Source organism: Streptomyces sp. HUAS MS02 (genome assembly GCF_055702265.1).
Window position 1 is genome coordinate 8,429,415 of sequence record NZ_CM146747.1, and the last position, 21,019, is coordinate 8,450,433.

A 21,019-nucleotide genomic window follows, 5' to 3' on the forward strand; every position below is an offset into this window, starting at 1 on the left:
TCATTGCTGAGCCCGTCGGTGGGACTCAGGTGCGCGCCGCCACCATCCCCAGCGTCAGCAGGCCCAGGACGACCCAGCCGAACCACAGCCAGCCGTTGCTGCCGAGGGCCACCGAGTAGGCCGTCACCATGACCAGCCCACCGACGGTGAGCACCCCCATGGCCTTCGTCGAACCGGGCATCGCGACACCCTTCCTCAGGTCCTCAGGCTTCTTCTCCCTCCATGGTGCCCCCAGTGGCGGAAATGACAGTGCAGACGACGAAATGTGCGCCCTTTTTCCAGCCGTCCTCGCTGACCCAGGCACCGGATCCGGTCCGATCGGGCTCATAGCCGTACTGCACCGGCGGCAGGTTCTTCCTGCAGGCGTCGCGAGCCTGCTCCTGAGCATCGCCGTAGCTGGTGCCGGGACTCATCTCGTGGAACCCGAGAACCTTCTCCTCGTGACGTTCCTGGCAGGAGACCAGTCTGATCTTGTTGCTGGAGATCGTGTCGAGACAGTCCTGCTTCTGCAGGGTGGCCACGTCGACGAGCACCGTCTCACCCACCGTCCGGTACTCACCGATCGGTCCCCACACCGGCCTGCGCTCGCCCAGCAGCAGACAGGCGACCCGACGCCCGGCCGCGTCGAAGCCGTCGTCGGTCGGCACCACGGCGAGGGAGCGGACGTCCACGAGCCTGTCCCGGGCCTCCGCCGTGAGCTGCTCGCACCGGGCCGCGCCGCCCGTGCGGGCGTCCTCGGCGGACGACACCTCGTAGGAGGCCATCACCTGGCCGTCCATCGCGGGCCCCGCGCACCCGGCCACGATCCGCAGCCCGGCCGGGTCGGTGAACGGGGTGTCGCGCCAGGTGACGTCGACGCAGTCACCGTCCTTCAGCGGCTCGGTCAGGCCCACGCTCCTGCCGTACGGCAGCGTCGCGTTCCCGCCGCCTCCACCGCCGAGCCCGTTCGTCAGCTCCTTCATGTTCCCCATGGCGTACCAGGTTCCGCCGACGACCAGAGCGAGACCGAGGGTGGTCGCCACGCCCGCGAGCAGGGCGCGGCTGCGGTGCCGACGGTGATGCCCGCCGGAGCCCGCCCCCCGGTGCTCCGGCGGGGACCAGCCGTCCGCACGTGCTGGTGCACCCCCTCCTCCCGGCTCGCCGGCTCCGCCCGACGGCGCGTACCACGGCGTCTCGTGCGCGCCCGGAGGGGCGAGGGGGTGTTCGTGATCCGCCGTGTGCGTGGGCCCGCTCGCCCACTGCGGTTGCGAGCCGAGGTCGGGCTCGGTGCGCGGGTGGGCCTGGGGCGTGACGATCGCGGAGAGCGCCCCCTCGGTCTCGGCCGCGGTGATCCGGTGCACGGGGTCCTTGGCGAGCATGGCGGCCAGCACCGGTTCCAGCGCGCCTGCCCGCAGCATGGGACGCGGTTGCTCCAGGACCACGGCGGTGAGCGCCGCGATCTCCGAGTCGCGGTCGAACGGACCGTACCCCTCGACGGCGTGGTAGAGCGTGCAGCCCAGCGAGAACAGGTCGGACGCGGCGGTCGGCGGCCCGCCCTGCGCCCGCTCGGGTGCCAGATACCCGGCGGTCCCGACCAGGACATGGGTCCGGGTGTACCGGGTCTCCTGGGTGTCCGGCTGGACGGAGATGCCGTAGTCGGTGAGGAGGACGCGTGCGTACGGTGATCCGGTGCGGTCCGGGGCGAGCAGGATGTTGGCCGGCTTGACGTCCCGGTGCATGATGCCGCGCTCGTGCCCGGCGGTCAGCGCGTCCAGGACGGCGAGTCCGATCCGGGCGCACTCGGCGGGCGCGAGGGAGCCTCGCTGGGTCACCAGCGCCTTCAGGTCCAGGGCGCCCGGCACGTACTCCATGACGATCCACGGCAGCTCGTCGTGTTCCAGGACGTCGTGCACGGTGACCACGTGGGGGTGGGCGCGCAGTCCGGCGGCGTGCCGGGCCTCCGCGCGGGCGCGGGCCACCCGGGCCGTGCGCTCCTGCTCGGCCTCGCCCGGATGGCGGAACACGATCTCCTTGAGTGCCACCTCGCAGTCCAGCTGACGGTCGTGCGCCAGCCAGACATGGCCCATGCCGCCGCTGCCCAGCTGGTTCAGCAGGAGATAGCGGTCGGCGATGACCCGGCCGACTCCCGAATGCGGTGCGCCTGACTGCATCGGTCACTCCCAGGGGTCAGATCCACATGAACCGGGCCGGTTCCCGGACGGGGGCGTCCGGTGCCCCCGCATCGCTCGGATTCCCCGGACTCCCGGGGACGTCGGAGGGTGGGTCACCGGTCGGATCGGGAGCGCTCGTGGGGATGTCGGTGGGCGGGCCGCTCTCCTCCGGCGGAGTCGGGTCGGGGTCGCGTGTGGTCGGCGGAGGTGTCGAGGGTTCGGTGGACGTGGGAGCGGAGGTGGGGGTGGGGTCCGGTGACGGCGTGCGGGGCGTCTCGTCCGTGGGCGGGGGAGGGGCGGACCCCGTGGGCGACGACATGTCGTCCGTGGGGGAGGAGCCTCCGCCCGAGGGGGTCGTGCCCGGGTCCGTCGGCGTCGACCTGTCGTCCGTCGGCGATCCGCCCGACGACGAGCCGTCGGAGGACGAGCCCCCCGTGTTCGAAGGCTCTGTCGGCCCCGGATCCGTGCCCGAGGACCCGCCGTCGGAGTCCGACCCGCCATCAGAGTCCGACCCGCCGTCGGAGTCCGACCCGCCGTCCGTCGTCGCGCCACCGCTCGGTCCCGAGCCGCCGTCCGTGCCCGGTTCGGACGCGGATCCGTCGGTGCCGTCTCCCGAAGCCCCGCCCGGCCACTCCACGTGCAGTGCCACCGGGGCACCGAACTCCAGCCGGGCGCCCGGTCCGGGGCTCGACCCGGTCACCGGCGCGTCGCTCGGCGGCATCGCGTCCCCGGCGACCGTGACCGCCAGGCCCCGCTCCGCCATGGCCGCGCTAGCCTCGCCGAAGGTCATACCCCCTACCTTCGGCACGGACTGCCGCGCACGTGCGTCGAACGTCGTGTCGGACTCGCCCGTGGTGCCGACCTTGCGGCTGATGCCCCGGTCCGGGTCCTCGACATCGACGAGCTTGATCTCCTTCAGATCCTCGGGCGCGGGTTTGACGACTACGACCGCGGCCTGGTCGTAGTTCTCCCACCGCTTGTTGTCGCCCGTGAACTCCACCTTGATGCGGTCCGGGTCCGCGGCGAACGACCTCAGCGGATTTCCGCAGCTGCACTTGACGGCCGGCAGCCCCTGATCGTCCACCAATACCGCGATGCCGGCTTCCAGCAGCGCGTCGAAGGGGACGGCCCTGCCCTTTTTGTAGTCGTGGTTCTTCACGAGGGTGTCGTGGCGCAGCAGAACCGGTGTGAGGTCGTCGAGATAATCCGGGATGCGGTCGACACCGACTCCGACGATCCGGGCCCATTGTTGAGCCTTTTTCTTGTTCTCGGGAGCGGTGAGGAAATCCTCCAGCTTGCCGACGTCACAGATCTTCGGTTTGCGTGTGCCCCCGTACAGCCCGGGGGTGCTGCCCTGCTGAAGGCCGCTGTGCGGCGCCAGTGACCGCAGGTCCGGCTCGTCCCGGCCGAGCCGTTCGCCCTCGTCGAAGAAAGGGGCGAGGGACGGCACCCCCGCGGCCACCGCCGTCACCGCGAGCAGTGACGGGCCGGACTCCCCGCAACCGCCGAGGACCAGTACGCCCACCAATAGCAAGCATGTTCGCAAGCGTGCGCGAATTGTCATGACCGCTCCCCCTTGCGGTTTCCCCCGTCACCCCGCAGAGCGTATGCGAGGCTCACGCATCATGCTACTGAAGGGCAAAGCCTTTCCGTCAAGAGAAATGGAAAGGGGCGCGGTTCTGTGACCAAAGAAAAGAATGGGGGCACATTCGGCAAGAAAAAGAAATGTGACTCAGCGACCACGTGCGTTGAGTGAGGCGAGGTAGGCGTTGTACGCCTCCAGCTCCTTGTCGCCGTCCCGGTCGGCCGCGCGGTCCGTGCGCCGGGCCTGCCGCTGCTCGGAGTTGTACCACTGGAAGAGCAGCGCCAGCAGCACGAGCACCGAGGGGATCTCGCTGAAGGCCCAGGCGATGCCGCCGGCCGCGTTCTGGTCGGCCAGGGCGTCGATGCCGAGGGAGGCGGGCGGGTTCTCGTACGTCTTCACCATCGGCGCGGACGCCATCATCAGCGCGATGCCGAAGAAGGCGTGGAACGGCATGCCCGCGAACAGCTCCAGCATCCGCATCAGGTACCCGGGCCGGTGCGGGCCCGGGTCCACGCCCATGATCGGCCAGAAGAAGAACAGTCCGACCAGCAGGAAGTGCGTCATCATCACGATGTGCCCCGGCGTCGACCCCATCAGGAAGTCGAACAGCGGCGTGAAGTACAGCCCGTAGAGGCTCGCGATGAACATCGGGATCGTGAACGCCGGATGCGTGACGATCTTCATGTACCAGCTGTGCAGGAACATCAGCAGCAGCTCGCGCGGCCCCTTCCGCCCCTTCCCCGCCACCGGCAGCGCCCGCAGCGCCAGGGTGACCGGCGCCCCCAGCAGCAGCACGATCGGCGCCAGCATGCTGATCACCATGTGCTGCACCATGTGCACACTGAACATGACCATGCCGTAGTCGTTCAGCCCGGTGCACGTCACCAGCATCACCAGCAGCACACCCACGACGAACGCGATCGTCCGCCCCACCGGCCACTTGTCCCCGCGCCGCACGAGCCGTACGACGCCCCAGGCGTAGAGGCCGAGGCCCACCAGGCACGCGATCAGGAAGAACGGATCCGCCGACCACGAGAGCCCTCGCCCGAGAGTGAAGGGCAAAAGCCCCGTCCCATGCCCGCTGTGATCCATCCGCCGGCTCCTGTTTCGTGGGGGTTGAGCGCTGTACGTCCGCCCCAAGACTAGAACCGCCCCCGGTCACGATCATGACCGGGGGCAAGCCTTGAAGGGGCGCGGGGCTGTTTCGCCATGCGGCTCCGCCGCGTGGGCGCGACCAGCCACGAACCACCCGCAGCCGACGAACCAGCTGCTGAACCGAGCTCCTAGTCGGAACTCACAGCACACACTCCGCCTCGGCGTACCGATCCTCCGGCACCGTCTTCAACGTCTCCACCGCATCCGCGAGCGGCACCATCACGATGTCGGTGCCCCGCAGCGCGGTCATGTGCCCGAACTCACCCCGGTGCACGGCCTCCACCGCGTGCCACCCGAACCGCGTCGCCAGCACCCGGTCGTACGCGGTCGGCGTACCGCCCCGCTGTACGTGCCCGAGGATCACCGGCCGCGCCTCCTTGCCGAGGCGCTGCTCCAGCTCGATCGACAGCTGCCGCGCGATCCCGGCGAACCGCTCGTGGCCGTAGATGTCCTTGCCACCCTCGTCGAAGTCCATCGACCCGGCCTTCGGCTTCGCCCCCTCCGCGGCGACGACGATCGCGAACCGCTTGCCCGCCGAGAACCGCTCGGCGACCTTCGTGGTCAACTCCTCGATGTCGAAGGGCCGTTCCGGTACGACGATGGCGTGCGCGCCGGCCGCCATGCCGGAGTGGAGCGCGATCCAGCCGGTGTGGCGGCCCATGACCTCCACGACCAGGACGCGCTGGTGGGACTCGGCGGTGGTCTTCAGCCGGTCCAGCGCCTCCGTCGCGACGCCCACGGCCGTGTCGAAGCCGAACGTGACGTCCGTGACCGCGATGTCGTTGTCGATGGTCTTCGGTACGCCCACGACCGGCAGGCCGCTGTCCGACATCAGCCGGGCCGCCTTCAGCGTGCCCTCACCGCCGATGGGGATGATCGCGTCGAGCCCGAGCTCCTCGACGTGGCCCTTCGCCCGAGCCACCCCGTCCCGCAGGTGCGAGGGCTGGACCCGGGAGGAACCGAGGATCGTGCCGCCGCGGGCCAGGATGCCCGACACGGCGTCCAGGTCGAGCTTGAGGTAGTCGCAGTCCAGCAGACCTTTCCAGCCGTCCCGGAATCCGATGACCTCGTCGCCGTGGTCGACGACGGCGCGGTGCACGACGGACCGGATGACGGCGTTCAGCCCAGGGCAGTCGCCGCCGGACGTGAGGACACCAATACGCATAGCCCGAATACCTTCTCGACGTGGGCCGGGGACCGGACCACGCTGTCCGGCTGGAATCCCCGCCACCCTACCGGCGGCAGGGGGCGGGGCCGTAGCGGGCGTCCGCCTGCTGGACGGCCCCGCACAGGTGAGCGGAGCCCTGGTCAGAAGGGCTTTCACAGGTGAGCGGGAGCCCCTACGGATGGGCCTTTCGCACGACCGGCGCTGAACCGTTTCTCAAGCTCCCCGCCGCCCGCCCGGACGCGCTACGCGGGCTGCTGGGCCGCTGAGATCCGCTCGTCGCGCAGCGCCTCGAACCAGCGGTCGTCGGTCGGCGGCAGCGCGTTCACGTCCAGCGCCAGCTTCAGCAGCAGGTCCGCGATCTGCGGGTTCCGCGCCAGCACCGGCCCGTGCATGTACGTACCGAAGACGGTGTCGTTGTACGCGCCCTCCGTGCCGTCGCCCGTGCCGTTGCCCTTGCCGAGGCGGACCCGTGCGAGGGGGCGGGCGGTGGGGCCGAGGTGGGTGACGCCCTGGTGGTTCTCGAACCCGGTCAGCTGCGGCAGCCCGAGGCGCGGGTCGATGTCCGCGAGGACGTCGCCGACGCACCGCTCGCCCTCGCCCCGGGTCGTGGTCACGTCGAGCAGGCCGAGGCCCGGCTCACGCTGGCCGAGGTCGTTGACGAACTCGTGGCCGAGGATCTGGTACCCGGCGCACACGGCGAAGACGATCGCGCCGTTGTTCACCGCCTGGTACAGATGCCGGTCACGGCGCAGGCGCTCGGCCGCCAGCCGCTGCGGCCGGTCCTCGCCGCCGCCGATCAGATAGATGTCGCCGGACGTCGGGATCGGCTGGTCGCTGCGCACGTCCAGCCGGGCCACGTCCAGGCCGCGCTGCCGCGCGCGGCGCTCGACGACGAGGACGTTGCCCTGGTCGCCGTAGGTGCTGAGCAGGTCCGGGTAGACCCAGACGACCCGCAGACTGTTGTCGCTCATGAAAGTCGTGCCCCTCGGAGTCGTTCGTGCTCGGTGCTCAGTTGCCCACGCGACGGCGCAGGTCCTGGAACGCGGTGTAGTTCGCGATGACCTCGATCCGGCCCGGCGGGCACATCTGCACCGCCTGGTCGAGGGTGTCGCAGACCTGGAAGTGCTGGCCCGCCACTTCCAGACGCACCGCGAGGTCCAGCTTGCGGTCGCCGAGCACGAAGATCGGGTGGCCGGTCAGCCGGGTGTAGTCGACGTCCCAGAGCCACGAGGTGTCGGTGCCGTCGGCGCCGCGTGCGTTCACCGAAAGGATCACCGGCGACGGCGGCTGGTCGATCAGCGAGAACGTCTCCAGCCAGCCCGCCGGGTTCTTGGCGAGCAGCAGCCGCAGATCCCGCTGCATGAACTGCACCACGTCGTACCGTCCGGCGACCGCCTGCACCTGGTACATGCGTTCCAGGGCGACCTGCGGCGGCACACCGAAGACGGCGGCGGTGGCGGCGGACGAGGCGGCGTTGGCCTTGTTGGCGCGACCCGGCAGCTGCAGATGGATCGGCCAGGCCGAACCGTGCGGGTCGAGGACGTGGTCGCCGGAGAGCGCCCAGCTCGGCGTGGGGCGGCGGAAACCGCACTCGCCGCAGAACCAGTCGTCGCCGGGGCGCTGCATCACACCACCGCAGGACGGGCAGGACCAGGCGTCGTCCTTCCACATCTGGCCGACCGCGACCCAGACCACGTTCGGCGAGGACGAGGCCGCCCACACGATCAGCGGGTCGTCGCAGTTGGCCACGACGACGGCCTTGGTGCCGGCCAGGCCCTCCCGCCAGGCCTCCGCCATCATGCGGGTCTCGGCGGCACGGTCGAGCTGGTCGCGGGAGAGGTTGAGCAGCGCGATGCACTTGGGGTCGGTGTCCCGCGCGACACCGGCCAGGTACTTCTCGTCGACCTCGATGACCGCGAACTTGGCGTCCGAGTTCCCGGCGAGCGCCGAGGTGATGCCCGCGGGCATGTTGGCGCCGAGCGCGTTGGAGACGACCGGGCCCGCGGCCCGCAGCGCCTCGGCGATCAGCCGGGTCGTGGTGGTCTTGCCGTTGGTGGCGGAGACCAGGATGACGTCCAGGCTCTGCGCGAGCCTGGCGAGGAGGTCGGGGTCGAGTTTCAGTGCCACCCGGCCGCCGATCACAGATCCGCTACCGCGTCCAGCGGCACGCGATGCCGCCGCGACCGCCTTGCCCGCCGTCACGGCCAGCTTGGCCCGCGGCGTGAGCGGGTCCGAGTTGCCTGCCATCAGTTCTCGATCCTCCTTGCGTACAGCGCCGCGCCCAGTCCCGGCAACGTGTGGACCAAAGACTATCGAGATCCACTCACGCGCCCGAATCTCGACCGGGCCATAACCCTGGTCGGACCGGCGATATCAGGTCTGAACGTACCCTTGCGGCCATGCGAAGCGGCTCGATTCCCGGCGCCCGAGGGCGCGTTCTCCCCATGACACTGCTCGGGGACCCCGTGTTGCAGGCGCCTTGTGAAGAGGTGACGGAGTTCGGGCCCGAACTGGTGCGGCTTGTGGAGGACATGTTCGCGACGATGTACGACGCGCGGGGGGTGGGGCTCGCCGCGAACCAGGTGGGCCGGGGGCTGCGGGTCTTCGTGTACGACTGCCCGGACGACGAGGACGTACGTCATCTCGGCCATGTGGTGAACCCCCGGCTCGTCTCGACCGGGGGGATCGTACTGCGGGGACCCGAGGGTTGTCTGTCGCTGCCCGGGCTGGAGGCGGGGGTGGAGCGGTACGACGAGGCCGTGGTGGAGGGGTTCACGGTGGACGGGGACCGGGTGCGGGTGTCGGGGAGCGGGTTCTTCGCGCGGTGCCTGCAGCACGAGTGCGATCACCTCGAGGGCCGGGTGTATGTGGACCGGCTGTCGGGGTGGCGGCGTTCTCGGGTGTTGCGGAAGGTCGCGAAGGCGTCGTGGGGGGTGTGAGTTCGTCGGCGGGTGCAGGCCGGTGGGGCTTCTCGCGCCCACGCGGCGGAAGCCGCATATCGATGACAGCCCCGCGCCCCTGACCGGGCGCGATGGAACCCTCTAGAAGCCCGGGCCGCCCACCTTGTCGCCCGCCGCCGCCAGGCGGCCCCAGAGGAGGTCCGCGAGGCTGCGGACCAACTCCGCCCTGGTGAGGGGGCGTTCGCCGAGCCACCAGTCGCCCGCGGCGTGCATCATGCCTACGATGCCGTGGCCCCATACACGTGCCAGCTGACGGCTGTCGGGGCCGAGGTCGAGACGGTCCTCGATGACCGTGCCGAGTTCCTCGCCCATGCGCCGCAGGAGGGGGGCCGAGTGCTTGCCGACGTCGAAGCCCTGGTCGCCGGGCTGGCCGCCCTCGGCGGGGTGCATGAGGAAGCGGTACACCTGGGGGCGGGCCTCGATGGCCGCCAGGTAGGTGTCGAGGGTCGCCTCGACACGTTCGCGGCGCTCCGCGGGGGCGTCCAGCGCGGCCCGCAGGGAATCGAGGAGCGCATCGGTGTGCCGCTGGGCGAGGGCGGCGTAGAGTCCGCCCTTGTCGCCGAAGTGGCGGTACAGAATCGGCTTGGTGATGCCGGCTTCGGCGGCGATGGCGTTCATCGACGCTCCGGGGCCGTCGCGGAGCACGACTCGGTCCGCGGCCTCCAGCAGCTCGCGCCGACGGCGGTCGGCGGACCGCTCCTGGTCGGTCCGCTGCGTGGTGTCCATGAGTCTCTCCCCCACATGCTGATGACGGTGACGCATTGCGCAAACTAACACTGATCGGCGTGACCGGATCGAACGGGCTACCGAGCACTGCTCGGGAGTTGACTTTTCCTACCGACCGGTAACAGACTCCAGTTACCGCAGGTAACATCTTAGTGCAGTGCTGGAGGCGCGTCATGGCCGAGTTCACCATGGAACTCAACGACGAACAGCGAGAGGTCCGCGACTGGCTCCACGGATTCGCCGCCGATGTGATCCGCCCCGCGGCCGCCGAGTGGGACGAGCGCGAGGAGACCCCCTGGCCGGTGATCCAGGAGGCCGCCAAGGTCGGCATCTACTCCCTCGACTTCTACGCCCAGCAGTACTTCGATCCGACCGGCCTGGGCATCCCCATGGCCATGGAGGAGCTGTTCTGGGGCGACGCGGGCATCGCCCTGTCCATCGTCGGCACCGGCCTCGCCGCCGTGGGCGTCCTCGCCAACGGCACCGAGGAGCAGATCGGCACCTGGATCCCTCAGATGTACGGTGACGCCAACGATGTCAAGGTCGCCGCGTTCTGCTCCTCCGAGCCGGACGCCGGTTCCGACGTCGCCTCCATGCGCACCCGCGCGGTGTACGACGAGGCCAAGGACGAGTGGGTCCTCAACGGCACCAAGACCTGGGCGACCAACGGCGGTATCGCCAACGTCCACGTCGTGGTCGCCGTCGTCGACCCCGAGCTCGGCTCCAAGGGCCACGCGTCGTTCATCGTCCCGCCGAACACGCCCGGGCTGTCCCAGGGGCAGAAGTTCAAGAAGCACGGCATCCGCGCCTCCCACACCGCCGAGGTCGTCCTGGAGGACGTCCGCGTCCCCGGCTCCTGCCTCCTCGGCGGCAAGGAGAAGCTCGACGAGCGGCTGGCGCGGGCCCGTGAGCGGGCCAAGGCCGGGGGCGAGCGGGTGAAGAACGCGGCGATGGCCACGTTCGAGGCCTCCCGCCCGGCCGTGGGCGCCATGGCCGTGGGCACCGCCCGTGCCGCGTACGAGGTCGCCCTCGACTACGCCAAGACCCGTGAGCAGTTCGGCCGGCCCATTATCGACAACCAGGGCGTCGCCTTCCAGCTCGCGGACATGCGGACCTCCGTCGACGCGGCGCGGCTGCTGGTGTGGCGGGCGTCCTGGATGGCGATCAACGGCAAGCAGTTCACGGCCGCCGAGGGGTCCCAGTCGAAGCTGTTCGCGAGCGAGACGGCGAAGAAGGTGACCGCGCAGGCGATCCAGATCCTCGGCGGCAACGGGTACACACGGGAGTACCCGGTCGAGCGGATGCACCGGGACGCGGCTATCTACACCATCTTCGAGGGTACGAGTGAGGTGCAGCGACTGGTGATCGCCCGGACCCTGTCGGGGATGCCGATCCGGTAGCGCCGGGCGACTCCGTCGGTCGGCTGCGGGTGGTTCGCGGTTGCTCGCGCCCACGCGGCGCAGCCGCATACCGACACGGCCCCGCGCCCCTGAGGGGCGCGGGCTGTTCATCAGCGGTGACGACACGTGACACCCGACAGGAGTGCTCGATGACGCGTACGGCCGGTGAAGTGCTGGAAGCAATGACCGCGCGGCTCGCCCCGGGACCCGATGCCAATCCGCTGCTGCCCCTGATCGCCTCCGGGGCCGCCGATCTCGACACGCTCGCCGTGCTCGCCATGGAGCAGCGGCTGGTGATCGCCGCGGATCTGCTCTCCTTCCGCCACCTGGCCGAGCGGTCGGCGGTCGAGGAGCCGGCTTGCGCTCCCTTCTTCGAGATGCTCGCGGAGGGGGAGGCGGTGGCGGCGGAGCGGCTCGGGGCGCTCGCTCAGGCGGGCGGGGTGGAAGAAGAGAGGGCGGCGGCGTACGAGCCGCTGCCGGGCTGTCAGGCCTACCCGTCGTACGTCGCCCGGCTCGCCCTCGGTGCCGCCCCGGCCGACGTAGTGCTCGCGCTCAGCGCCAACTTCTCGTCCTGGGGCGGCTATTGCGCGACGATCGCGAAGTCCCTCCGCGACCACTACGCCTTCACCGACGAGGCCTGCGGCTTCTTCGACTTCTTCGCCGAGCCGTCCCCGGAACTGGAGGACCGGGCGAGGGCGGCGGTACGGACGGGGACCGACACAGGGCGGATCGACGAAGAGGCGGCCTGCCGATACGGCCGCCTCCTGCAGAGCTACGAATCGATGTTCTGGACCACACTGGCGCGCCCCTGAAAGGGGCGCGGGGAACTGCGCGACAAGCCACGACGTACCCGCAGGCGCGTACGGTCGCGAGGGCTACGGCGCGTGGGCGAAGCGGCCCTAGCCGGAGGCGGCCCCGCTGCTGTGCGCGATGCACGCCACGTCGATCCGGTCCGCGAGCTTCGCCAGCTCGATCGTCAGAGCCGCCACCGTGTCCTCGTCGAGCTCCTCACCCGCCTCCACCAGGTGCAGCCAGCGCCCGCCCACCGTCCGCAGCAGCTTGCTCACATCGGCCGCAGACACCTGCAGGGTCCCGCGGTCGTCGACGATCAGAGGGAGAGTCACTTCGCGGTTCACAACGGGGATGGTAGCCGCGGAACGCTCACGCCCCGTGCCATACGGTGGTGATGTTGCAGAACTCCCGGATTCCGTGTCCGGACAGCTCACGCCCGTATCCCGACCGCTTGACCCCGCCGAACGGGAACGCCGGGTGGGAGGCGGTCATCCCGTTGACGTAGACCGCCCCGGCGTCCAGGTCCCGGACGAAGCGGTCCACCTCGGCGCTGTCCCGGGTCCACACGTTGGAGCTCAGCCCGAAGGGCGTGTCGTTGGCGATCGCGATCGCTTCGTCGAGGTCGGCCACCCGGTACAGCGTGGCGACGGGACCGAAGGTCTCCTCCTGGTGGACGCGCATCTCGGGGGTGATGTCGGCGAGGACGGTCGGCGGGTAGAACCAGCCCGGCCCGTCGGGTCGTTCGGCGCCGCACAGCACGGTGGCCCCGCTCTCCACGGCCTCGTCGACCAGTTCCTCCAGGTCCTCACGTCCCCGCTCGCTGGAGAGCGGGCCGACATCGGTGTCCTCGTCCAGCGGGTCGCCGACCTTCAACGCCTTCATGGCCTCGACGAACCGCTCGGCGAAGGCGTCGTAGACGTCGGCGTGCACGATGAACCGCTTGGCGGCGATGCACGACTGACCGGTGTTCTGCACCCGGGCCGTCACCGCGATCCGGGCCGCCTCCTCGACGTCGGCGGACGGCATCACCACGTACGGGTCGCTGCCGCCCAGTTCCAGGACCGTCTTCTTGACCTCGTCCCCGGCGACGGAGGCGACCGCCCGGCCGGCCGGCTCGCTGCCGGTGAGGGTCGCGGCCTTCACACGAGGGTCGCGCAGGATGTCCTCGACGGCGCCGGAGCCGATGAGCAGGGTCTGGAAGCAGCCCTCGGGGAAGCCCGCCCGGCGGAAGAGGTCCTCCAGGTAGAGCGCGGTCTGCGGGACGTTGGAGGCGTGCTTCAGCAGGCCCACGTTGCCGGCCATCAGGGCGGGCGCGGCGAACCGGATCACCTGCCAGAGCGGGAAGTTCCACGGCATCACGGCGAGCACCGGGCCGAGCGGGCGGTAGCGGACCAGGACCCGGGAGGCGCCCGAGTCCTTCACGTCAGCGGAGGACGGCTCCACGTCGGTGAGCAGCACCTCGGCGTGCTCGGCGTACCAGCGCATCGCCTTCGCGCACTTCGCGGCCTCGGCGCGGGCCTGCTTGACGGGCTTGCCCATCTCCGTGGTCATCGTCCGCGCGACGTCCTCGGCGTCCTCGTCCAGGAGGTCGGCGGCCCGGCGAAGCAGCCGGGCGCGCTCCGCGAAGGAGGTGGTCCGGTAGGTGCGGAAGGTGGCGTCGGCGGTGGCGAGGCGGTGCTCGATCTCCTCCTCGCCCAGGGCGTCGTACGTCTTGAGAGTCTCGCCGTTCGCCGGGTTGACCGTGGCGATGGGCATGCTGGCCTCCTGCGTGGACTGTCCTTCGACCTTCCCGCGCGACGGCGCACGCCGCAACGCGACTCAGTCCGAGTGCTCCAGAAGACGGTCGAGAAACTCCGCCTGTGCCGGGACGATCACGGCCCGGGCCCGTTCGACGGTGAGCCACTCCACGCGGTCCAGCTCCGGGAACTCCTGGAGCCGGCCGGACCTCGGCGGCCACTCCATGCGGAAGGTGCCCGGTACGACGGTGGCCGGGTCGAGGTCCGCCTCGATCGCCCAGGCCGTCACGATCTTGCCGTTCTTCTGCCGCACCTCGCCCAGTGGTACGGCCTCCCCGTCGGGCGGGGCCAGCCCCAGCTCCTCCTGGAACTCCCGGCGGGCCGCGTCCCAGGCGGGCTCGTCCGGTTCGTACTCGCCCTTGGGCACGCTCCACGCCCCCGCGTCCTTCTGCGCGAAGTACGGGCCGCCCATGTGGCCGAGCAGTACCTCGACTCCATGCTCGGTGCGGCGGTGGAGCAGCAGGCCGGCACTGCGCTTGGGGGTGGTCAACGCGTCACCTCGGGATGTGCGGCGAGCAGGGTCTCGACCGTATCGGCTTCGGCGGGGGTCTTGTCCTCGCGATAGCGGATCACGCGGGCGAAACGCAGGGTGACACCGGCCGGGTAGCGGGTGGAGCGCTGCAGGCCGTCGTAGGCGATCTCGACGACGAGTTCGGGGCGTACGGTCACGCCCCAGCCGTGCCGCTCCACGGCCAGCTCCGTCAGCCGTTCGGTCTGCCAGGCCAGCAACGCGTCGGTCATGCCCTTGAAGGTCTTGCCGAGCATGGCGAAGGAGCCGTCGGTGGTGCGGGCGCCGAGATGCAGGTTGGAGAGCCTGCCCGTGCGGCGGCCGTGCCCCCACTCGGCGGCCAGGACCACCAGATCGAGGGTGTGCACGGGCTTGACCTTCAACCAGGAGGCACCGCGCCGCCCCGCGCTGTAGGGGGCGTCGAACGCCTTCAGCACGACGCCCTCGTGACCGCGTTCCAGCGTGGCGGCGAGGAAGCCCTCCGCCTCGGCGAGGTCGTCGGGGCCGTTCACCAGGGTGCGCCGGACGCGCATCGGCTCGGGGACGAGGCGGGCCAGCTCGGCGTGGCGGTCGGTGAGGGGCAGGTCCAGCAGATCCTGGCCGTCGACGGAGAGTGCGTCGAAGAAGACCGGTGAGACGGGTACCTGCTCGGCCACCGTCGCCACGTCCAGCCGGGAGCCGACCCGTCCGGCGGTCTCCTGGAAGGAACGCGGCCGTCCGTCCTCGTCGAACGCGATCACCTCCCCGTCGAGGATGAACCGCTCGCCCCGCAACTCCCGTGCGGCAGCGGTCAGTTCGGGCAGCCGGTCGGTGATGTCGTCCAGCGTGCGGGTGTAGAGGCGTACCTGGTCGCCGTCGCGGTGGACCTGGACGCGGATGCCGTCGAGCTTCTCCTCGACCGCGCACTCGCCCAGCTTCGCCACGGCCTCCGCGACGGAGGACGCGCTGTGCGCCAGCATCGGCTGTACGGGCCGCCCCACGGTCAGCCGGAACCCCTCCAGGGCCGACGCGCCCTTGGCCAGCAGTGCCTGGGCCACGGTCTGGAGCGAGCCGGCCAGCATCACCGCCCGGCGTACGTCGGCGGCGGGCGCCCCGGTGGCGCCGGCCAGCCCCTCCACGGCCAGGGCGTCCAGGGCGCCCTGGCGGACCTCACCGGTGAGCAGACCGAACAGGTAGCGCTGCTCCTCCTCCGTGGCCGCCGCCAGCAACTCGCCGACCAGGCGCCTTCGTTCGGCCTGGGCACCGGTGCCGGCGACCGCGCCGATCACCGTCAGCCGGGCGTCCACCTCGCGGACCGTGAGGGTGGGGGTGGTGGCCGGCAGGATCTGCTGGTCCAGGACCTTCCAGCCGATACCGAGTCTGCCCTGGGGCAGTCGGCCCGCGAGGTAGGGGATGACGATCGGGACGTCCGCGGCGTCGGCGTCCCGGAAGAGTTCGGCGAGCAGGGCGGTCTTGCGGGACCGGGCCGAGGTGGCGGCGATCTCTTGCGACACGCGGGCGAGCCGGGCGAAGAGCATGGAGCCATGGTCCTACGGAGTTGTGCCGGGCGCCTATGGGGGTGGGGGCTGGGGGTGTGTCGGCGGGTGCGGGTGCGGGTGCGTTGTGGCTGGTCGCGTGGTTCCCCGCGCCCCTGGACGGCCCTGTGCCCCCTGGTCGGGCCTGAGGGCCGATCCCGCCGGGCGCGTTTCGCTACAGCTGCGTCGGCGCGTCCAGGTCCTGCATCAACAGGTCTCCGTTGATCGTCGCGCCCGCTCGGTAGCCCGAGGAGGCCGCGTTGATCACCTGTTCCGAGAAGCCCATGGCGTTGCCCACCGCCCAGACTCCCGGGACCGTGGTCTGTCCGGTCGGGTCCACCACGGGGTAGGCGCCGAAGGGGGTCTCCGTCAGGTCGGCGCCCAGTTTTTCCAGCAGGCTGGTCCGGGGGATCGGGCGGGGCGCCGTGAAGAGGACCGCGCGGGGGTGGGTCGTGCCGTCCGTGAGGCGGACGGCGGTCAGGCGGTCGGCCTCGACGACCAGGGTCTCGACCTGCCCCGGGACCACGGAGACCCCGGCTGCCGCGAGACGGCGCAGGTCGTCGTCGGAGAGGTCGGATTCGGGGACCGTGTGCAGGAACAGGGTCACGTCCTTGGACCACTGGGAGACCATCAGGGCCTGGTGGACGCTCAGCGGGGTCGTCGCGAGGACACCGAAGGGCTGGTCGCGGACCTCCCAGCCGTGGCAGTAGGGGCAGTGGAGCACGTCCCGGCCGAAGCGTTCGGCGACGTCGGGGACGGCCGGGAGTTCGTCCTTCAGCCCCGTGGCGACGACCAGGCGCCGGGCGCGCACGGTCCGGCCGTCCGCGAGGGCGACGGTGAAGGTCCGGCCGTCGTCGTCCCGCGTCACGTCGGCCGCCCGGCCCCGGACCAGTGCCACGCCGTAGCGGGCGATCTCCTCCCGGCCGACGGCCAGGAACTTTGCCGGGGACATCCCGTCCCGCGACAGGAAGCCCTGCATGTGCGCGGCGGGTGCGTTGCGGGGCTCGCCCGCGTCGACGACCAGGGTGCGGCGCCGGGCCCGGCCCAGGACCAGGGCGGCGGAGAGCCCCGCCGCACCGCCGCCGATGACGATCACTTCGTACTGCTCGGTCATGTCGTACTGCTCGGTCATGGTGACCACCTCCACGACCGACGGTCGCGCGAGCGCTGCCGCATTGACAAATGTCTTTGCCGAAACTGCAATGAAGGGATGAGCGGTACGAGTGACACGAACGAGGGTGCGAGCGGCACGGACGAGGTGCTCGCCGGAGTCGGGCCGCGGCTGCGGCGGATCCGGAAGGAGCGGGAGGCGACGCTCGCGGGACTGTCGGAGGCGACCGGCATCTCGGTGAGCACGCTGTCCCGGCTGGAGTCGGGGCTGCGCAAGCCCAGCCTGGAGTTGCTGCTGCCGATCGCGCGGGCCCACCAGGTGCCGCTGGACGAGCTGATCGGGGAGCCGCCGGTCGGGGATCCCCGGGTGCGGTCCAAGCCGATCCAGCGGCACGGGCGGACGTACTGGCCGCTCACCCGGCAGCCGGGCGGCCTCCAGGCCTTCAAGGTGCGTGTCGAGCCCCAGGGGCGACAGGAACCGGAACCGCGCACCCATGAGGGCTACGAGTGGCTGTATGTGATGTCCGGCAAGCTGCGGGTCGTGCTCGGTGAGCACGATGTGGTGATGGTCGCCGGGGAGGCCGCCGAGTTCGACACCCGGGTCCCGCATTGGTTCGGCGCGGCGGGGGATGAGCCGGTGGAGTTCCTCAGTCTGTTCGGGCCGCAGGGGGAGCGCATGCACGTCCGGGCCAGGCCCGCACGGTCGTGACGCACGCTACTGCGCCCGGACTGTTCCCCGGAGGGCAAGCGACCGCTTAGTATGCATGCGGCAGTCGGCCCCGGGGGCCGACGAAGCAGTCCGGAGAAGTCCGTGGAGGCACCGCATGCAGGCATGGCAAGTGCACGAGAACGGCGAGCCGAGCGAGGTGATGCGGCTCCACGACGTGGAGCGGCCCACGCCCGGTGACGGCCAGATCCTGCTGAAGGTGCGCGCCGCGAACATCAACTTCCCCGACGTACTGATGTGCCGGGGGCACTACCAGGTCCGGCCGCCGCTGCCGTTCACGCCGGGCGTGGAGATCTGCGGGGAGACGGAGGACGGACGCCGGGTCCTCGCCAATCCGGCGCTGCCGTACGGCGGCCTCGCCGAGTACGCGGTCGCCGACGCCGCCGCCCTGCTGCCCGCACCCGACTCGCTCGACGACGCCGAGGCCTCGGCCCTGCACATCGGCTACCAGACGGGCTGGTTCGGCCTCCACCGCCGGGCCCGCCTCGAAGCGGGGGAGACCCTCCTCGTCCACGCTGCCGCCGGAGGGGTCGGCAGCGCGGCGGTGCAACTCGGCAAGGCGGCGGGCGCGACGGTCATCGGTGTCGTGGGCGGCGCCGACAAGGCCGTGGTGGCCCGCGAGCTGGGCTGCGACGTGGTGATCGACCGGCGCAGCGAGGACGTCGTCTCCGCCGTGAAGGAAGCCACCGGAGGCCGGGGCGCGGACGTCATCTACGACCCCGTGGGCGGCGAGGCCTACACCCAGTCGACCAAGGTCGTCGCCTTCGAGGGACGCATCGTGGTCGTCGGCTTCGCGAGCGGGACGATCCCGAGTCCCGGTCTCAACCACGCCCTCGTCAAGAACTACTCGATCCTCGGGCTGCACTGGGGCCTGTACAACACCAAGAACCCGAAGCTGGTCCAGCACTGCCACGAGCAGCTCACCGAGCTGGCGGCCCGGGGCGTCGTCAAGCCGCTGGTGAGCGAGCGCGCACCGCTCGACGGGGCCGCGGCCGCCGTGCAGCGCGTCGCCGACGGCGTGACCACCGGCCGGGTCGTCGTGGTGCCCTCGCTGGAGAACGGAGCCGCCGCATGACCGACGCGAGTGACCTCAGGCGCCGCACCGCCGAGTTGCTGGCCGCGTACCCGCCCGCCACCACCGACCGCCTGGACTTCCTGCGTGCCCGCTTCGACGCCGGACTCGCCTGGGTGCACTACCCCGAGGGCCTCGGCGGCCTCGGCGCACCCCGCTCCCTCCAGGCCGTGGTGGACGCCGACCTGGAGGCGGAGGGCGCCCCCGACAACGATCCGCGCCGTATCGGCATCGGCCTCGGCATGGCCGCGCCGACGATCCTCGCCTACGGCACGCAGGAGCAGAAGCGGCGGTACCTGCGGCCGCTGTGGACGGGGGAGGAGGTCTGGTGCCAGCTCTTCAGCGAGCCCGGCGCCGGGTCCGACCTCGCCGCGCTCGGCACCCGGGCCGTCCGCGAGGGCGACGGCGACTGGGCGGTCAACGGGCAGAAGGTGTGGACGTCCAGCGCCCACGTCGCCCGCTGGGCCATCCTCATCGCCCGCACCGACCCGGACGTGCCCAAGCACCGGGGCATCACCTACTTCATCTGCGACATGACCGACCCCGGCATCGAGGTCAGGCCCCTGCGGCAGGTCACCGGCGAGGCCGAGTTCAACGAGGTGTTCATCACCGACGTCCGCATCCCGGACGCGCGCCGCCTCGGCGAGATCGGCGACGGCTGGAAGGTCGCGCAGACCACCCTCAACAACGAGCGCGTCGCCATCGGCGGCATGCGGCTGCCCCGCGAGGGCGGCATGATCGGCCCGGTCGCCAGGACCTGGCGCGAACGCCCGGAACTGCGCACCCACGACCTCCACCAGCGGCTGCTCAAGCTCTGGGTCGAGTCCGAGGCCGCCCGCCTCACCGCCGAACGGCTGCGCCAGCAGCTCGTCGCGGGCCAGCCCGGCCCCGAGGGCGCCGGCATGAAGCTCGCCTTCGCCCGCCTCAACCAGGAGATCAGCGGCCTCGAGGTCGAACTCCGGGGCGAGGAGGGCCTGTTGTACGACGACTGGACCATGCGCCGCCCCGAGCTGGTCGACTTCGTCGGCCGGGACGCCGGCTACCGCTACCTCCGTTCCAAGGGCAACAGCATCGAGGGCGGGACCACCGAGGTCCTGCTGAACATCGTCGCCGAGCGCGTCCTGGGCCTGCCCGGCGAACCGCGCACCGACAAGGACGTCGCGTGGAAGGACCTGTCCCGATGACGACACCGAGCGCACAGCCCGACCTCCTGTACTCGGAGGACGAAGAAGCACTCCGGGCGGCCGTCCGTGACCTGCTGAGCGACCACTGCGACGCGGCCGGCGTCATCGCCCGCGTCGAGTCGGACGCCCCGCACGACCGTGAACTGTGGAAACTGCTCGCCGACGGCATGGGCCTCGCCGGGCTGCTCGTCCCCGAGGACCTCGGCGGACAGGGCGCCACGCACCGCGAAGCCGCCGTCGTCCTGGAGGAGTTGGGGCGGTCCGTCGCCCCCGTGCCGTACCTCACCAGCGCCGTCGTCGCCACCGAGGCGCTGCTGGCCGCCGACGCCCGCGACCTGCTCGGCGAACTGGCGTCGGGGCGGCGGATCGGCGTCCTGGCGGTCGCCCTGAACGTCTCCGCCGACAGCGCCTACCAGGTCGTACGGTACGAAGGCGGCGCCCTGCACGGGCGGCTGACCGGCATCGCGGACGCGGCCGTCGCCGACGTGCTGCTGGTGCCCGCCGACGACGGGGGCCTCTACGCGGTCGACGCCACCGCCGCGACCGTCACCCCGCAGGTGTCGCTGGACCTGACCCGGCCGGTGGCCGAGGTGACCCTCGACGGTGCGCCGGGCCGCCTCCTCGGGGACGCCCAGCCCGCCGTACGCCGCGCCCTGCGGGCCGGGGCCGGTCTCCTCGCCTCCGAGCAACTCGGCCTCGCCGAATGGACGTTGACCGAGACGGTCCGCTACCTCAAGGACCGCAAGCAGTTCAACCGGCCCGTCGGCGGCTTCCAGGCGCTCAAGCACCGCCTCGCGCAGCTGTGGCTGGAGGTCGTCAACCTGCGGGCCACCGCCCGGAACGCGGCCGACCAGCTCGCCACCGCGGGCGACGACGCCGACCTCGCCGTGGCCGTCGCCCAGGCCTTTGCGGCACCCGTGGCCGTCCACGCGGCCGAGGAGGCGCTGCAACTGCACGGCGGGATCGGCATGACCTGGGAACACCCGGTCCACCTGTACCTGAAGCGGGCGAAGGCCGACTCGATCGCGTACGGCACCGCGGGCGCCCACCGGGCGGCCCTGGCCGAACTGGTCGACCTCCAAGCCCCCTGACGTACAACGCAAGAAGAGCGCGGAAAGCCCGTCCCACCTGGGGCGGGCTTCTCCGTGCATGCTCCGCGGCCCGGTGAACAC

20 protein-coding genes are annotated in these 21,019 nt (G+C 71.2%); 7 read left to right on the top strand and 13 right to left on the bottom strand.

The features are described 5' to 3' along the window. Positions 1-25: 25 nt before the first annotated feature. The 7 genes from ACZ9QC_RS36460 to ACZ9QC_RS36490 all read right to left on the bottom strand — a co-directional run bounded on the left by ACZ9QC_RS36460 (position 26) and on the right by ACZ9QC_RS36490 (position 8,305). Complete coding sequence (locus ACZ9QC_RS36460; protein WP_184896882.1) at positions 26-181, bottom strand: hypothetical protein; 156 nt, start codon at positions 179-181, stop codon at positions 26-28. A gap of 22 nt (positions 182-203) precedes the next feature. After that, positions 204-2,150 (bottom strand): serine/threonine-protein kinase, encoded by a 1,947-nt coding sequence (locus ACZ9QC_RS36465; RefSeq protein ID WP_472916982.1) that lies wholly within the window; start codon positions 2,148-2,150, stop codon positions 204-206. Between the two features lie 16 nt (positions 2,151-2,166). Beyond that, complete coding sequence (locus ACZ9QC_RS36470) at positions 2,167-3,675, bottom strand: DUF6777 domain-containing protein (RefSeq protein WP_472916983.1); 1,509 nt, start codon at positions 3,673-3,675, stop codon at positions 2,167-2,169. 207 nt (positions 3,676-3,882) lie between these two features. After that, positions 3,883-4,827 (bottom strand): cytochrome c oxidase assembly protein, encoded by a 945-nt coding sequence (locus ACZ9QC_RS36475; protein ID WP_472916984.1) that lies wholly within the window; start codon positions 4,825-4,827, stop codon positions 3,883-3,885. A 202-nt stretch (positions 4,828-5,029) separates the two neighbouring features. After that, on the bottom strand, positions 5,030-6,055 hold the full coding sequence (locus tag ACZ9QC_RS36480) for a 6-phosphofructokinase (protein WP_472916985.1): 1,026 nt from the start codon (positions 6,053-6,055) through the stop codon (positions 5,030-5,032). A gap of 245 nt (positions 6,056-6,300) precedes the next feature. Beyond that, a complete protein-coding gene (locus ACZ9QC_RS36485) occupies positions 6,301-7,029 on the bottom strand; it encodes a type 1 glutamine amidotransferase (protein ID WP_472916986.1) in 729 nt (242 codons plus the stop codon). Between the two features lie 37 nt (positions 7,030-7,066). Continuing rightward, positions 7,067-8,305, bottom strand: a complete 1,239-nt coding sequence (locus tag ACZ9QC_RS36490) for a MurT ligase domain-containing protein (protein ID WP_472916987.1) — start codon at positions 8,303-8,305, stop codon at positions 7,067-7,069. Between the two features lie 152 nt (positions 8,306-8,457). Between ACZ9QC_RS36490 and def the strand changes: the two genes are divergently transcribed. Continuing rightward, the gene (def, locus tag ACZ9QC_RS36495) at positions 8,458-8,997 is read left to right on the top strand and encodes a peptide deformylase (RefSeq protein WP_472916988.1); all 540 of its coding nucleotides are present in this window, start codon (positions 8,458-8,460) and stop codon (positions 8,995-8,997) included. A gap of 102 nt (positions 8,998-9,099) precedes the next feature. On the opposite strand, the gene ACZ9QC_RS36500 is transcribed toward def, so the two are convergent. Continuing rightward, positions 9,100-9,744 (bottom strand): TetR/AcrR family transcriptional regulator, encoded by a 645-nt coding sequence (locus tag ACZ9QC_RS36500; protein ID WP_215451349.1) that lies wholly within the window; start codon positions 9,742-9,744, stop codon positions 9,100-9,102. A 173-nt stretch (positions 9,745-9,917) separates the two neighbouring features. Here ACZ9QC_RS36500 and ACZ9QC_RS36505 point away from each other — a divergent pair, with 173 nt between their 5' ends. Together ACZ9QC_RS36505 and ACZ9QC_RS36510 are read left to right on the top strand one after the other, a co-directional pair. Then, entirely contained in the window at positions 9,918-11,144 is a 1,227-nt protein-coding gene (locus ACZ9QC_RS36505; RefSeq protein WP_472916989.1) for an acyl-CoA dehydrogenase family protein, read from the top strand. 149 nt (positions 11,145-11,293) lie between these two features. Continuing rightward, complete coding sequence (locus ACZ9QC_RS36510; protein WP_472916990.1) at positions 11,294-11,956, top strand: thiaminase II/PqqC family protein; 663 nt, start codon at positions 11,294-11,296, stop codon at positions 11,954-11,956. 87 nt (positions 11,957-12,043) lie between these two features. Here the strand turns inward: ACZ9QC_RS36510 and ACZ9QC_RS36515 are convergent, their stop codons facing one another. The 5 genes from ACZ9QC_RS36515 to ACZ9QC_RS36535 form a co-directional block, all read right to left on the bottom strand. Beyond that, a complete protein-coding gene (locus ACZ9QC_RS36515; RefSeq protein WP_037704958.1) occupies positions 12,044-12,280 on the bottom strand; it encodes a DUF6213 family protein in 237 nt (78 codons plus the stop codon). Positions 12,281-12,305: 25 nt separating this feature from the next. Beyond that, positions 12,306-13,691, bottom strand: coding sequence for an NADP-dependent succinic semialdehyde dehydrogenase (locus tag ACZ9QC_RS36520; protein ID WP_472916991.1), 1,386 nt, complete (start codon positions 13,689-13,691; stop codon positions 12,306-12,308). Positions 13,692-13,754: 63 nt separating this feature from the next. Next, entirely contained in the window at positions 13,755-14,222 is a 468-nt protein-coding gene (locus ACZ9QC_RS36525) for an NUDIX domain-containing protein (RefSeq protein ID WP_184896906.1), read from the bottom strand. Beyond that, the gene (locus ACZ9QC_RS36530; RefSeq protein ID WP_472916992.1) at positions 14,219-15,757 is read right to left on the bottom strand and encodes an ATP-dependent DNA ligase; all 1,539 of its coding nucleotides are present in this window, start codon (positions 15,755-15,757) and stop codon (positions 14,219-14,221) included. The genes ACZ9QC_RS36525 and ACZ9QC_RS36530 overlap by 4 nt, the downstream gene beginning before the upstream one ends. A gap of 172 nt (positions 15,758-15,929) precedes the next feature. Beyond that, positions 15,930-16,868 carry an NAD(P)/FAD-dependent oxidoreductase gene (locus tag ACZ9QC_RS36535; protein ID WP_472921912.1) on the bottom strand — a complete coding sequence of 313 codons (939 nt, stop codon included), beginning with the start codon at positions 16,866-16,868 and terminating at the stop codon, positions 15,930-15,932. A 96-nt stretch (positions 16,869-16,964) separates the two neighbouring features. Between ACZ9QC_RS36535 and ACZ9QC_RS36540 the strand changes: the two genes are divergently transcribed. The 4 genes from ACZ9QC_RS36540 (at position 16,965) to ACZ9QC_RS36555 (ending at position 20,938) form a co-directional block, all read left to right on the top strand. After that, positions 16,965-17,573: a helix-turn-helix domain-containing protein gene (locus ACZ9QC_RS36540; protein ID WP_472916993.1), complete on the top strand. Its 609-nt coding sequence runs from the start codon at positions 16,965-16,967 to the stop codon at positions 17,571-17,573. Positions 17,574-17,688: 115 nt separating this feature from the next. Beyond that, complete coding sequence (locus ACZ9QC_RS36545) at positions 17,689-18,666, top strand: NADPH:quinone oxidoreductase family protein (RefSeq protein WP_472916994.1); 978 nt, start codon at positions 17,689-17,691, stop codon at positions 18,664-18,666. Then, on the top strand, positions 18,663-19,847 hold the full coding sequence (locus tag ACZ9QC_RS36550) for an acyl-CoA dehydrogenase family protein (protein ID WP_472916995.1): 1,185 nt from the start codon (positions 18,663-18,665) through the stop codon (positions 19,845-19,847). The genes ACZ9QC_RS36545 and ACZ9QC_RS36550 overlap by 4 nt, the downstream gene beginning before the upstream one ends. Further along, on the top strand, positions 19,844-20,938 hold the full coding sequence (locus ACZ9QC_RS36555; protein ID WP_472916996.1) for an acyl-CoA dehydrogenase family protein: 1,095 nt from the start codon (positions 19,844-19,846) through the stop codon (positions 20,936-20,938). The genes ACZ9QC_RS36550 and ACZ9QC_RS36555 overlap by 4 nt, the downstream gene beginning before the upstream one ends. The last annotated feature ends 81 nt before the right edge of the window (positions 20,939-21,019 follow it).

Coding starts and splice junctions, on each gene's coding strand:
- ACZ9QC_RS36460 (WP_184896882.1), bottom strand. CDS start 181: ATGCCCGGTTCGACGAAGGCCATGGGGGTGCTCACCGTCGGTGGGCTG.
- ACZ9QC_RS36480 (WP_472916985.1), bottom strand. CDS start 6,055: ATGCGTATTGGTGTCCTCACGTCCGGCGGCGACTGCCCTGGGCTGAAC.
- def (WP_472916988.1), top strand. CDS start 8,458: ATGCGAAGCGGCTCGATTCCCGGCGCCCGAGGGCGCGTTCTCCCCATG.
- ACZ9QC_RS36520 (WP_472916991.1), bottom strand. CDS start 13,691: ATGCCCATCGCCACGGTCAACCCGGCGAACGGCGAGACTCTCAAGACG.
- ACZ9QC_RS36465 (WP_472916982.1), bottom strand. CDS start 2,150: ATGCAGTCAGGCGCACCGCATTCGGGAGTCGGCCGGGTCATCGCCGAC.
- ACZ9QC_RS36530 (WP_472916992.1), bottom strand. CDS start 15,757: ATGCTCTTCGCCCGGCTCGCCCGCGTGTCGCAAGAGATCGCCGCCACC.
- ACZ9QC_RS36555 (WP_472916996.1), top strand. CDS start 19,844: ATGACGACACCGAGCGCACAGCCCGACCTCCTGTACTCGGAGGACGAA.
- ACZ9QC_RS36510 (WP_472916990.1), top strand. CDS start 11,294: ATGACGCGTACGGCCGGTGAAGTGCTGGAAGCAATGACCGCGCGGCTC.
- ACZ9QC_RS36540 (WP_472916993.1), top strand. CDS start 16,965: ATGAGCGGTACGAGTGACACGAACGAGGGTGCGAGCGGCACGGACGAG.
- ACZ9QC_RS36505 (WP_472916989.1), top strand. CDS start 9,918: ATGGCCGAGTTCACCATGGAACTCAACGACGAACAGCGAGAGGTCCGC.
- ACZ9QC_RS36500 (WP_215451349.1), bottom strand. CDS start 9,744: ATGGACACCACGCAGCGGACCGACCAGGAGCGGTCCGCCGACCGCCGT.
- ACZ9QC_RS36535 (WP_472921912.1), bottom strand. CDS start 16,868: ATGACCGAGCAGTACGAAGTGATCGTCATCGGCGGCGGTGCGGCGGGG.
- ACZ9QC_RS36490 (WP_472916987.1), bottom strand. CDS start 8,305: ATGGCAGGCAACTCGGACCCGCTCACGCCGCGGGCCAAGCTGGCCGTG.
- ACZ9QC_RS36485 (WP_472916986.1), bottom strand. CDS start 7,029: ATGAGCGACAACAGTCTGCGGGTCGTCTGGGTCTACCCGGACCTGCTC.
- ACZ9QC_RS36550 (WP_472916995.1), top strand. CDS start 18,663: ATGACCGACGCGAGTGACCTCAGGCGCCGCACCGCCGAGTTGCTGGCC.
- ACZ9QC_RS36475 (WP_472916984.1), bottom strand. CDS start 4,827: ATGGATCACAGCGGGCATGGGACGGGGCTTTTGCCCTTCACTCTCGGG.
- ACZ9QC_RS36545 (WP_472916994.1), top strand. CDS start 17,689: ATGCAGGCATGGCAAGTGCACGAGAACGGCGAGCCGAGCGAGGTGATG.